The sequence below is a fragment of the Flavobacterium sp. LC2016-01 genome, assembly GCF_009711135.1.
Taxonomy (GTDB): domain Bacteria; phylum Bacteroidota; class Bacteroidia; order Flavobacteriales; family Flavobacteriaceae; genus Flavobacterium.
In genome coordinates this window covers 666,030-677,975 of sequence record NZ_WMIC01000001.1, presented here as the reverse complement: position 1 = coordinate 677,975, position 11,946 = coordinate 666,030, and the positions used below count along the sequence as shown (strand labels likewise).

The 11,946-nt window shown below is 29.8% G+C and carries 13 protein-coding genes; all 13 read left to right on the top strand.

The annotated features are described in order from the left end of the window. The first annotated feature begins 25 nt into the window (after positions 1-25). The 13 genes from GKZ88_RS03040 (at position 26) to kdsA (ending at position 11,927) form a co-directional block, all read left to right on the top strand. Complete coding sequence (locus tag GKZ88_RS03040; RefSeq protein ID WP_155100922.1) at positions 26-1,096, top strand: hypothetical protein; 1,071 nt, start codon at positions 26-28, stop codon at positions 1,094-1,096. A 240-nt stretch (positions 1,097-1,336) separates the two neighbouring features. After that, the gene (locus GKZ88_RS03035) at positions 1,337-1,996 is read left to right on the top strand and encodes an Mbeg1-like protein (protein WP_155100921.1); all 660 of its coding nucleotides are present in this window, start codon (positions 1,337-1,339) and stop codon (positions 1,994-1,996) included. Between the two features lie 85 nt (positions 1,997-2,081). Further along, positions 2,082-2,537: a hypothetical protein gene (locus tag GKZ88_RS03030; protein WP_155100920.1), complete on the top strand. Its 456-nt coding sequence runs from the start codon at positions 2,082-2,084 to the stop codon at positions 2,535-2,537. A 303-nt stretch (positions 2,538-2,840) separates the two neighbouring features. Then, entirely contained in the window at positions 2,841-3,341 is a 501-nt protein-coding gene (locus GKZ88_RS03025; RefSeq protein ID WP_155100919.1) for a TlpA disulfide reductase family protein, read from the top strand. Positions 3,342-3,390: 49 nt separating this feature from the next. Further along, positions 3,391-4,143 (top strand): triose-phosphate isomerase, encoded by a 753-nt coding sequence (gene tpiA, locus GKZ88_RS03020; RefSeq protein ID WP_155100918.1) that lies wholly within the window; start codon positions 3,391-3,393, stop codon positions 4,141-4,143. 143 nt (positions 4,144-4,286) lie between these two features. Next, positions 4,287-5,120 carry a 50S ribosomal protein L11 methyltransferase gene (gene prmA / locus GKZ88_RS03015; protein ID WP_155100917.1) on the top strand — a complete coding sequence of 278 codons (834 nt, stop codon included), beginning with the start codon at positions 4,287-4,289 and terminating at the stop codon, positions 5,118-5,120. Positions 5,121-5,154: 34 nt separating this feature from the next. Further along, positions 5,155-5,430 (top strand): ATP-dependent Clp protease adaptor ClpS, encoded by a 276-nt coding sequence (locus GKZ88_RS03010; RefSeq protein ID WP_155100916.1) that lies wholly within the window; start codon positions 5,155-5,157, stop codon positions 5,428-5,430. 64 nt (positions 5,431-5,494) lie between these two features. Beyond that, positions 5,495-6,766: a sterol desaturase family protein gene (locus GKZ88_RS03005; RefSeq protein ID WP_155100915.1), complete on the top strand. Its 1,272-nt coding sequence runs from the start codon at positions 5,495-5,497 to the stop codon at positions 6,764-6,766. Positions 6,767-6,772: 6 nt separating this feature from the next. Beyond that, positions 6,773-7,450: a lysoplasmalogenase gene (locus tag GKZ88_RS03000; protein WP_155100914.1), complete on the top strand. Its 678-nt coding sequence runs from the start codon at positions 6,773-6,775 to the stop codon at positions 7,448-7,450. 112 nt (positions 7,451-7,562) lie between these two features. Continuing rightward, positions 7,563-8,015: a 2-dehydro-3-deoxyphosphooctonate aldolase gene (locus GKZ88_RS02995; protein ID WP_155100913.1), complete on the top strand. Its 453-nt coding sequence runs from the start codon at positions 7,563-7,565 to the stop codon at positions 8,013-8,015. 31 nt (positions 8,016-8,046) lie between these two features. Continuing rightward, positions 8,047-9,960 (top strand): hypothetical protein, encoded by a 1,914-nt coding sequence (locus tag GKZ88_RS02990; protein WP_155100912.1) that lies wholly within the window; start codon positions 8,047-8,049, stop codon positions 9,958-9,960. Between the two features lie 98 nt (positions 9,961-10,058). Next, on the top strand, positions 10,059-10,865 hold the full coding sequence (locus GKZ88_RS02985; RefSeq protein ID WP_155100911.1) for an arylamine N-acetyltransferase: 807 nt from the start codon (positions 10,059-10,061) through the stop codon (positions 10,863-10,865). A gap of 243 nt (positions 10,866-11,108) precedes the next feature. Next, on the top strand, positions 11,109-11,927 hold the full coding sequence (gene kdsA, locus GKZ88_RS02980) for a 3-deoxy-8-phosphooctulonate synthase (protein WP_155100910.1): 819 nt from the start codon (positions 11,109-11,111) through the stop codon (positions 11,925-11,927). Positions 11,928-11,946: the final 19 nt, after the last annotated feature.

Here is an 11,946-nt window from a genome sequence, read left to right as displayed (position 1 = left end):
AATAAACAATTAACCAATAAGAAATATGTTTGCAAAACTAAAAAATGAATTGATTACCAAGTTTTCACAAAATCTTTATCTTTTTTTATTTATAATATTTTTAATTCTTTATGCCATCTGTGATTCTAATTTTTACGAAACTGATGGTGTACATTTGATTCCTCTTCATATCCTGGCTTTAATCTCAGGTATTATTTTTGAAAGTAAAAGAATTACAAAAACATGGACAACAGCTTTTGTAATAGCGATTATTTCTCTTATTTCTACTTTTTCTTTAGGTCTCTATTTATATCACATCTCGCCTAATTCAAAATTTGATTTCATGCAAATTTTAAATCTAAGTATTTTAGCTTGGCCTATTGTTTTCTTTATTTTATATGTTACTTATTCACTACTATTTAATAAGAGAAGAATTGCTCCTCAATTGACAGAAGGTATAACCTTAATACTTTCGATATCGATGATTTATTGGGTTATAGATAATGGTTTGGTAAGATTTGATAATTTCATCTTACGAACATTCATGATTATTGTAATTTTACTTTCCTTATTTTCTTTTTATAATGCTTTTAGTAAAGCTTATTTATCTGATACTAAAAAACTAATCCTAAGCATCTGGAGTTCGATAATTATAATGTTTTTTGCTATCGATAACTTATCTGGAATTTTTAAATATGGAAGCTTTGTAAGTACTAATGAATTAATACAAGCAACATACATTGCAATTCAATATTTTCTTTTAGGTGTTTCAAGTATTTACATGATTCAGAATTTTATGATGCTTATTGGTTTTCTGCTAAGTTGGAAAATATTCTTCTTTACAAAATATTCTGACGCAATAAGTGACCTTAAAAATGAACACATCGATAGATATTCAGATACACAAGTAAGCAAATCAGACTCTAAGTTCTGTATTCTTTTTGTTAGTACTATTTTCTTTTTAAATTATTATTATGAAATCGTTCCCAGACAATTTATAATCTGGTTAACTTTTGTAACATTCCCATTTTTTTTAATGGCGTATAATCATTTTCTAAAAAAGAAAAAAGAACCTTATTTTCAATTTTTGCGACGCAACATCTTTAAAAACAGTTGAAAGATCAAACCCTAACATTGTAGTTATATACAAAGGAACTATTGTTCAAAAAGTGGATTACAACGATGTTGATGATTTGAAATTATCTGATGTTGCTTATCGTCTTTAAATAACATACAATTCAAAAAAACGCTAATATTCTATTTTTAGATTATTGGCGTTTTTTTATAAGAAAATTTTTAATCTTCATTATTGTTTAATTATATTTGGTTTGAAAATTATCCGAAATAAACCTTATCGATGAAACAATTACCAAAGTTCTTTTCTGCCTACTTGCTTATAATATTTTTCAGTGTTCTTGCTTCTGCTCAAGGCGATAAAGATCAGAAATATATCTTTTTTCTGCATAACGCATTTGTGGAGCAAAATGATTTAAGTGTGGCACATCCTGAATATGGAAAAGCAGAGTATAATGAAATTTTGGCTTCATTTAGAAAAGATAATTTCATTGTTTACAGTGAAATCAGGAGTAAAAACACTAATGCAGCAGAGTATGCAAAAAAAATTGTCAAACAAATAAAAGCATTATTAAAAAAAGGCGTTTCTGCCAATAAAATTACCATCATCGGAACTTCAAAAGGCGGTTATATTGCACAATATGCTTCTACTTATTTAGCCAATCCTGATGTAAATTTTGTTTTTATCGGCTGTTTTAGAGATGTTGATATTGAGCAAGCTCCAGAAATCAATTTCTGTGGAAACATTCTCACCATTTACGAAAAATCAGATATCTATGGTGTTTCAGCAATTAAACGAAAAGAAACTTCGAAACTTAAAATAAATCACTTCAAAGAGATCGAATTGAATACAAATCTAAAGCACGGTTTCCTTTATAAAGCTTTAGACTTATGGATTGCTCCATGTAAAAAATGGGCCAATGGAAATTATGATTTGAATTAGCATTTTAAAATTATTCTCAAAAAACTGAATTTGTTAAAATAAATAATATTCTTAAATTTAATATACCAAAAACGAAACTATATCCATGAAAGTATTAATCAAATTATCATTTATTTTCTTTTGTATAACCATTTCAGGGTGCGCTGGAGAAAATATAGATTGTACAACACCACCAAATGAATTTGTTTTTCAGTTTATAGATAAAAACACAGGCGAAGATTTATTATCAAACGGAAAATATGATCCTAAAACTGCTATTATAGTAACTGATTTAAATACGGCAAATATTATAAGAACTGTAAACATAATAAACGGAAACTCCTATTATGTTTCAATTCGTGATATAGGATGGCAAACAGAAAAGATAAATTATGTTATTGCTTTTTTTCAAGGCAAAAGCATTTTTGAACTAAAAGTTGATGCGGAAAGAATAAATAAAAAATGTTCTTATACAAAATACAATTCTATTGAAATCAAGAATGCAGATTTTCAGTTCGATAAAACTACTGGAATTTATAAAATTCTAATCGATACAAAATAGTAAAATACCCATCTATTCTTTTAAAAAAAGTAAAACATAAGATATTTTTTTAACGTTAAAGGTACCTTTAAAAATAAAAAAACTCCTTTTTTTGTCTTAATAAAAAATCAATTCTAAAAAAAACTCTTTAAAATTAGATTTTTCAACCTAACTATTACGATTTCATTCTGTTTTTCGTAACCAAAATTTAACGAATTGTTACAAAACAAACTACTCTTCAAATTTTGTTAATCTCCATTTGGCATTCAATTTGTTTGTTTAACTTTGTGAATTCAGTACTTAAAAAAATAATTTAAATATAATATGAAACAGTTAGCCCTAGTAGTTATTGCATTTATTACATTTTCATGTTCTCAGGCACAGAAAAAAGAATTTTCAAAAGAAGCTTTATCTGAAAAATTATTAGCAACAGACGATAGTCAAGTTGCATTCAAAAGCATATTAAAAAAATATAAAGGAAAAACTTTGGTTATCGAAGTTTGGGCTTCATGGTGCGGTGATTGCGTAAAAGCAATGCCAAAAGTAAAAGAACTTCAAGCTAATAATCCTGATGTTTCTTATCTATTCATTTCCGCTGATAAAACAGCTGATAAATGGAAAGCCGGAATCGAAAAACACGAATTAAAAGGTGATCATTATATGATGAATGACGGCATGAAAGGACTTTTTGGAAAAGCAATTGACTTAGACTGGATTCCAAGATATATCATCATTGACAAAACTGGAAAAATCGTTCTTTACCGTGCTATCGAAACTGATTTTGATAAAATCAATGAAGCTTTGAAAAGCTTAAAAGAAGCTTAACAAATTACCGCAAAAACAAAAAATTAAAAGAATAATAAAAACTACCAAAATGAGAAAAAAGATTGTTGCAGGAAACTGGAAAATGCATAAAAACGCAGCACAGACTGAAGAATTATTAAGCGAATTAATCACTAAAATACCAGCACAAACAACTGCACAAGTTATTGTAGCACCTACATTTGTAAATTTACAAGCAGCCGCTGCAAAAGTAAAAAATACAACTATTGGAGTTTCTGCTCAAAACGTTCACCAAGCTGAAGGCGGTGCTTTTACAGGAGAAATTTCTGCAGATATGCTAACAAGTATTGGTGTTAATACAGTAATTCTAGGTCACTCAGAGCGCAGAGCTATTTTCCACGAAACTGATGCATTAATCGCAAACAAAGTTGACACAGCTTTGAAACATGACATGACTGTTATTTTCTGTTTTGGAGAAGAATTAAAAGACCGTCAGTCTGGAAATCACTTCAACATTGTTGAAAATCAATTACGTGATGGTATTTTCCATATTGCAAAAGAATCTTGGTCTAAAGTTGTTTTAGCGTATGAGCCAGTTTGGGCTATTGGAACTGGAGAAACTGCTTCGCCAGAACAAGCTCAGGAAATGCACGAATTTATCAGAGAAACTATCCGCAAAGCTTTTGGAGCTGACATCGCTGACGAAGTTTCTATTTTATACGGTGGTTCTGTAAAACCAGACAACGCTAAAGAAATATTCTCTAAACCAGACGTAGACGGTGGTCTAATTGGAGGTGCGGCTTTAAAAGCAGATGACTTTTTAGCAATTGTAACTGCTATATAATTAGATTTTCAAAACCTTATATAAAAAAGCGTTCGTTATTCGAACGCTTTTTTTTGTTTTAAATTATTCTTAAATTATCAATGTTCTTCTAGATTTATAAGCTACTTCTGCTTTCTATTCTTACCTTTGCAAAAAAATAATTTATGTCGAATATATATTTAGGATATCATTTTACAATTGAGCCGAAAGAATTAGGATCAGAAATTTTAGTTGCTGAATTAGGAGAAAAAGCGTTTGAAAGTTTTACAGAAACTGAAAATGGGATTTCGGCTTTTGTAAAGAAAGATTTATGGGATGAAAATATCCTGGATGATATTTATATTTTACAGTCTGAAGAATTTAAAATTGAATATACCATTGAAGAAATCGATCAGGTTAACTGGAACGAAGAATGGGAAAAGAATTTTGAACCAATTGACGTTGATGGAAAATGCCACGTTCGCGCTCCTTTTCACCCAAAAACGGATGCCGAATTTGATATTTTAATTGAACCAAAAATGAGTTTTGGAACCGGACATCATGAAACAACACACATGATGATTCAACATTTGTTAGAAATGGATGTTAAAGGTTTAAAAACACTTGATATGGGCTGCGGAACTGCAATCTTAGCTATTCTAGCTGAAATGAAAGGTGCAGAACCAATTGATGCAATTGATATCGACAATTGGTGTTATTTAAATTCTATTGAAAATGCCGAACGCAATAATTGCAAACATATTACCGTTTACGAAGGCGATGCTGCATTATTAGCTAGTAAAAAATACGATTTGATTATTGCCAACATCAACAGAAATATTCTGTTAAACGACATGCAGGCTTATGTTGATTCTTTAAACCCAAAAGGAATTATATTGTTCAGCGGTTTTTATGAAGAAGACATCCCATTTATTGACGCTTCTTGCGTTGAAAAAGGACTGACGTATGTTAAAAAGCTGCAGAGAAACAATTGGGTTTCATTAAAATACGTAAATTAGTTATAAGTAATTACAAGTACAAAAATTAGACAAAATGAGTACTAAAGAAAAAGTAAGAGAAAGAGTTCGCGAAAAGGAAGCAACAGTATTCAATAACGAAATTATTGTTTATAATGATGATGTAAACACTTTTGATCACGTAATTGATACTTTAATGCGTGTGTGCAGCCATACTGCAGAACAGGCAGAACAATGTTCCTTGATTGTACATTACAACGGAAAATGCACCGTAAAAACAGGTCCGCTGGACAAGTTAAAACCGCAATGCTTACAACTTTTAGATGCCGGATTAAGCGCTGAAATTGTTTAATCGCAAATAATTTAAAAAGCATTCTATTTTATTTTATATTTGAATAAAATAGAATGCTTTTTTTATGGAAGAATACGGAAAAATACTAATTATTGCCATGCCGGTCTTTTTAACTTTAATTGTAATTGAAAAGTTATACGGCATTTATAAAAAAAACGATACTGCGCCTTTAATAGACAGCGTATCGAGTATCAGTTCCGGAATTACTAATTCAGTCAAAGACGTTTTGGGACTGAGCATTACTTTTCTTTCGTATGAATGGCTGGTTTCAAAAATAGCCATACAGCATTTAGAACCAAGCGTTATCTCCTATTTTATAGCCTTTTTTGTTATTGATTTTTATGGTTATTGGAGCCATCGTCTGGCACATCAAATCAATTTTCTTTGGAACAAACATGCAATTCATCATAGCAGTGAAGAATTTAATTTGGCCTGTGCGCTTCGTCAGCCCATTGCGAGTTTAGTCAATCTTTTTACTTTTTTGCTGATTCCTGCTGCGCTTCTTGGAGTTCCAGCTTCTGTAATCGCAATTACGTTGCCGCTTCATTTGTTTTTACAGTTTTGGTATCATACCAAACACATCAAAAAAATGGGGATTTTAGAACATATAATTGTTACACCTTCGCATCATCGCGTGCACCATGCCATAAATCCAGAATATTTAGACAAAAACCATTCACAGATTTTTATTTTCTGGGATAAGCTTTTCGGAACTTTTCAGGCCGAATTAGATGATGTTCCGCCTGTTTATGGAATTACAAGACCTGCAAATACTTGGAATCCTGTAAAAATCAATTTTCAGCATTTAACCTTACTGATTAAAGATGCTTGGCGTGCTGAAAATTGGAAAGATAAATTCACTATCTGGTTTAAACCAACGGGCTGGCGTCCTGAAAATTTTGAAGAAAAATATCCTGTAAACAAAATTGAAAATGTTTTTTCTTTTGACAAATACGGCACGCAAAATTCTCAAAAACTAATATATTGGTCGGTTACACAAATGTTAATTACGCTTTTGTTTGTAAGTTATCTATTTGACAATATTGCTAAAATTGGTCTTCCAAATATCTTTGTCTATGGCTTTTTTATTCTGATCACGATTTACAGTTACACCGAATTGATGGACAAAAATAAATATGCCATTTTTTGGGAAGGACTGCGTTTTGCAGTTGTCAGCGGTATTATAGTATATTATGGCGACTGGTTCGGTTTAAATACTATCTTTCCAGCAGGCAATTATATCATTTTAGTCTATTTGACTTTATCCTTTTTAACCACAATTTATTTTGTTACTATAGATTTTAAAAGACCAATGACCCAAACCGCTAATTTATAACCATTTATGAGAAACGCCACCTACTATAAAATTTACAGCGCTTTTAGCTTCATTTATCTTCTTATCTTGTTTTTAGGCTATGAAAATTTAGATTTATTTTTAAAGCCAATACTGATTCCGTTATTGAGTTTTGGAATTTATTTTCACCCAAATTTTCCAACAAAAAACATTTTGCTTCTTGCTTTGCTATTTTCATGGATTGGCGATGTTATCTTGCTTTTTACAGATTTAGGTGAAATCTATTTTATTTTAGGATTAGTTTCGTTCCTGATCTCACATATTACATATTGCGTTTTATTCAACAGACAAAATAAAGGCGAAATCAAAAGAAACTTAGTTTTTTTCGCAATTGGAAGCGTTGTTATTGGCTTATATTTAATCGGAATGCTTTCTGTTTTACTGCCTTCTTTAGGCGATTTAAAAATTCCAGTAATTGTGTATGCTACTGTCATTTCAATAATGCTTTTATTTGCTTTTAATGGCTATTTAATATGGAAAAAACCAGGGAATTTATATGTTTTTTTAGGTGCGATTGTGTTTGTAATTTCAGATAGTATTTTGGCTGTAAACAAATTCTACTCGCCAATTGAAAAAAGTTCGTTTTTTATTATGCTGACGTATCTTGTGGCACAATATCTGATTGTAATTGGTATATTAAAACTAAATCCAAAAAAGGCAGAATAATGTTTTTTAAATAGATTTCTGAGTTTTTAAATCTTTAGAATTATTTATCTGATAGCTCTTAGGAGTGACGGAAAAAACCTTTTAAATTTGCATGACCAAAACAATACAAATCATGAAAAGAATATTCTTTTTTTTAATTTTATTAATTACTGCATCCTCTTGCGTGAGTACTAAATCGACATTGAAAAATGTAGATGACAATGCTCCCGATTTAATTTTGAAGAAAGACAATACGTTCGCCATTACGCTTTTTGCCAAAGACAAAAAATATGGCTACCATCCCGATTATCCGATAAATATTTTCTACAGAAACACCAAAGATGAAGCCTTAAACGAAACTCGTTTCCTAAACGCTCTTACTGGTCCAAATGGTGAAAAAATCACGTATAAACGCTTAGAAACCTGTTGTCCTTTTCCAACCAAAAGAAGCGATATGGGAGCTGGATTTTTAAATGTATATGAATTAACTTGGGAAGGTCAAAAGAAACCAATTACACTTTATTTGAATATTTATGAAAAAGGAATTTTAATGGTACCGATGGGATTGGGTTTGAAGAAAGAGTAAAATATAGTTTCAACATAAAACATTCAAATTAATGTCTGACAATATTAATAATAGGATCGAGTTTTGGATTAATTTGTGGGAAGATTTAATTTCTAACTTTTTAAAAAAATCATATGGATTGTCATTATATAGTCCGCATATATTGGTTGAAGACATTATTACAGAAATAGAAGAAAACTCATTTCAGAATTTAGATAATAGAGCTTATTTTTATAAGAAATTATCATTTTATATAGACAATGATATTATTGTTAAAAATAATTTCAAATCAAGTTTCAAAATTTTAAGATCAATTTTTAATTCTGAAAGAAATCATTATATCCTTGAAACTTCAAAAAAAATAAAAAATGAATTCCAAGAAGGTTTGTATTTTAATTCTTGTTTAGAAATTTTAAATATAGAACTCAGCAAAGATGAAGAAATATCAATAAACTTTATAGATTCTATAAATTACTTAACCCAAAGTATAATCGTTGAATTTATAAAAAAAGGTTACGTATTAGAAGATATTAAAAAATTCGCAGAAAATATATTTTCTGATTATAAAAAAGTTTCTGGAATTGTTAATACAAATTATCCACATAATTTAGATGAGCAAAAATACATCAATGAAAACGGTATTTTCAATCAATCTAAATATGATGAAGATATTATTTTTTTGATGGATAAATTAGAGACTAAAGACCGAATTCATTCATTTTTACAATATTTTTATAAAACAAAAGAAAAAGCTAATTATATTTTTGTTGTTAAAGGACTGAAGGGTTCTATCAACATTGAAATTGGAGGAATTACTTTGTATTCATTAGAAAACAAACGATTTATTACAAGTGAAAGAGGAATTAATGATGAAGACATACAAGGAAGAAATAATAATTCATCCGAGAGATTTATTCAAGCGTCAGTTGAAATTGAATACCTCTCTCCTAAATCTTCCTTAATTAATGCATTAACAAAACTTGAAAATGCCCTAGATTTAATTTCTTGCCATTTCAAAACAAAAACTGAGATTGAAATAGATTCCTCAAATTATATAATAGTAAAAAATGGTGAACGTATTTTTTCGTCATGGGGTCTTAATAAAAGAGAAAATCACATAAAGTTTCGGGACTCTTTAATTTTAAATGATTTCGAAAAAGATTTAAATAGTCTAAATGATTTTTCATTTTTATGGAGTGATAAAAAACAACATAAAAAAGGTCACTCAAAATTATTAAATGCCATCCATTGGTACAGTAAAGCAGAGCAGTCAATAAAGCAAGAAGACAAGATGCTTAATTACTGGATTGCAATCGAAAACTTATTTAATTTAGAATTTGATATATTAAATGATGTTTTAAATAGCAAAAAAAAGCGAAAAATTCACTTGATACAAGAAGTAATTTCATCTACACAAATTTTTAATTATATTTATGATTATGGATGGGAATTATATCGTCATTATGAAAATCAAATTGCTAACCAACGTTTTTCAACAGCAAAAAAATTACCAGACGAAGTCATTTTAAAAGCAAACTTAGCAGTAAATGCAGGGAAAACTATTTATTTAGAAAAATTCATAGATTCATTAGAAGAAATAAAAGAACACGAAACTGACTTGTTCATATTACAAAAAATAGAAAATTTAATTTCCTTTTATAAGGATTCAAAATTCACTAAAAAAACTATAGAAATGCAAATTGAACTCATTGAGAGTGATGTGCTCATGATATATAGATTTAGAAATTTAATCGTTCACAATGCCCACTTTGATAATGCTTTATTGCCATATTTTGTGTGGAAAATTAGAGATTATTCTGGAACATTAATTAGAAAATTAATTCAAGAATTGAGTGTTAATGATAATGAACTTTCTAATTTAATGATACAATTATTTCTAAACAAAGAGCATTTTCTCCTTGAACTAGAAAGAGGAAAAGTTAATATGTTTGAAGATAAAAAATAACTTATACAATAATTGCGCTTACGCTAGTGATTAGAGAAAGTCTCGAAAATAAATATTAGATTCATTATCTTTATAATTAATGAAAATGACTAGAAATAATGACACAATCAAAAAATCACTATAAAATTGAATCTTCAAGTTTCAATCTACAACAATATTTAGACAGAATTAAATTTTCAGGAGAAATTGAATTGAATATCTCAGGCATCAAAAAATTAATGCAATCTCAGTTATTTACTGTTCCTTTTGAAAACATTGATGTTCAAGCTGGAAAAATTATTTCTCTTGCTGGTGATGATATTGTTGATCAAATCATTCATAAAAAGCGTGGCGGATACTGTTATCAGATTAATGGAATATTTTCTTTAGCTCTTCAAGAAATTGGAGTGCCGCATTATTATATTGCTGCGCGACCAATGGTAAATCCCGGAGAAAATGCAAAAACACATTTTGGCATTATTGCAACTATTGAAAATGAAGATTATTTGATTGATTTGGGTTTTGGCGGAAATAGTATCCGTGAACCTTTAAAGTTGAGTGAAGTTGGAAAAGAAATTCAGCATGACTCTGATATATTTACTTTAATCAAAACTGAGGATGACGAATATTTGCTTCAAATTTTAATTGGGAAAGAATGGTCAAATTTGTATTCTTTTGGCTTAACACCTCAAAGATGGATCGATTTTAAACCTGCCAATTATTATAATTACTCTCATCCAGATTCCTTTTTTACTCAAAACTTAATTGTTGTTTTGCAAAATCCATTAGGCAAAAAAATACTGTTTAAAAATTCAGTAAAATCGATAATAAATGGTAAAACAGAAATTGCTTATTTTGAAGATAATGATTTGAAAACGGTTCTTGAAAATGAGTTTAGTTTGAAAGATTTAGAAATCTTTAATTAACTTAAATTATCGTAATTCCACTAATTCCTAGCCCTGATAGCAGTGGAAATCATTTTGCTCTTAAACTTATTTTTTACTGGCTGGGCAGAGCGACCAAAGGAAGCTCCTGAACAGACTTTGGAAAAAAAAGTTTAAGAGCAAAATATTGAAACGGATAGCAGGATTAGCTTCATAAAAATTTCTTAAATCTTCATTCGAAACTCACAAATCATAACTACCTTTGCACTGTCAAAAAATCATATTATGAACATACAACATATTCCACAAATTAAGCATACTGACAGCGGAAATTTCTTTTTATTGGCGGGGCCTTGTGCGATCGAAGGAGAAGAAATGGCGCTAAGAATTGCTGAAAAATTAGTTGGTATTACCGACAAACTTCAGATTCCTTATGTATTTAAAGGATCTTTTAAAAAAGCAAACCGTTCTAGAATTGACAGTTTCTCTGGAATTGGTGACGAAAAAGCTTTGAAAATTTTAAGAAAAGTTTCAGAAACTTTTCATGTTCCAACTGTTACTGATATTCATACCAATGAGGATGCTGATATGGCAGCTCAATATGTTGATGTTTTACAAATTCCTGCATTTTTAGTTCGTCAGACTGACCTTGTTGTGGCTGCAGCGAATACTGGAAAAGTAGTAAACTTGAAAAAAGGACAATTTATGAGTCCGGAAAGCATGAAACATGCGGTTCAAAAAGTACTAGATTGTAATAACGAAAATGTTATGGTTACAGATCGCGGTACTATGTTTGGTTACCAAGACATGATTGTTGATTTTAGAGGGATTCCTACTATGCAGCAATATGCATCTACGGTTCTAGACGTGACACATTCTTTACAACAGCCTAATCAAACTGCAGGTGTAACTGGAGGAAGACCAGATATGATCGAAACAGTTGCTAAAGCTGGTATTGCTGTTGGTGTGGATGGTATTTTTATCGAAACTCACTTTGATCCTGCAAATGCAAAAAGCGATGGCGCTAACATGCTTCATTTAGACTATTTTGAAGGCCTGATGACAAAATTAGTGGCTATCAGAAAAACGGTTAACTCATTCTAAATTTATAACACTTAAGTTC

Bases quoted from the DNA above. Each gene is read 5' to 3' on its own strand.
- GKZ88_RS03025 (WP_155100919.1), top strand. From the start codon at position 2,841: ATGAAACAGTTAGCCCTAGTAGTTATTGCATTTATTACATTTTCATGT.
- GKZ88_RS03040 (WP_155100922.1), top strand. From the start codon at position 26: ATGTTTGCAAAACTAAAAAATGAATTGATTACCAAGTTTTCACAAAAT.
- GKZ88_RS03010 (WP_155100916.1), top strand. From the start codon at position 5,155: ATGAGTACTAAAGAAAAAGTAAGAGAAAGAGTTCGCGAAAAGGAAGCA.
- prmA (WP_155100917.1), top strand. From the start codon at position 4,287: ATGTCGAATATATATTTAGGATATCATTTTACAATTGAGCCGAAAGAA.
- GKZ88_RS02995 (WP_155100913.1), top strand. From the start codon at position 7,563: ATGAAAAGAATATTCTTTTTTTTAATTTTATTAATTACTGCATCCTCT.
- GKZ88_RS03005 (WP_155100915.1), top strand. From the start codon at position 5,495: ATGGAAGAATACGGAAAAATACTAATTATTGCCATGCCGGTCTTTTTA.
- GKZ88_RS03000 (WP_155100914.1), top strand. From the start codon at position 6,773: ATGAGAAACGCCACCTACTATAAAATTTACAGCGCTTTTAGCTTCATT.
- kdsA (WP_155100910.1), top strand. From the start codon at position 11,109: ATGAACATACAACATATTCCACAAATTAAGCATACTGACAGCGGAAAT.
- GKZ88_RS02985 (WP_155100911.1), top strand. From the start codon at position 10,059: ATGACACAATCAAAAAATCACTATAAAATTGAATCTTCAAGTTTCAAT.
- tpiA (WP_155100918.1), top strand. From the start codon at position 3,391: ATGAGAAAAAAGATTGTTGCAGGAAACTGGAAAATGCATAAAAACGCA.
- GKZ88_RS03030 (WP_155100920.1), top strand. From the start codon at position 2,082: ATGAAAGTATTAATCAAATTATCATTTATTTTCTTTTGTATAACCATT.
- GKZ88_RS03035 (WP_155100921.1), top strand. From the start codon at position 1,337: ATGAAACAATTACCAAAGTTCTTTTCTGCCTACTTGCTTATAATATTT.
- GKZ88_RS02990 (WP_155100912.1), top strand. From the start codon at position 8,047: ATGTCTGACAATATTAATAATAGGATCGAGTTTTGGATTAATTTGTGG.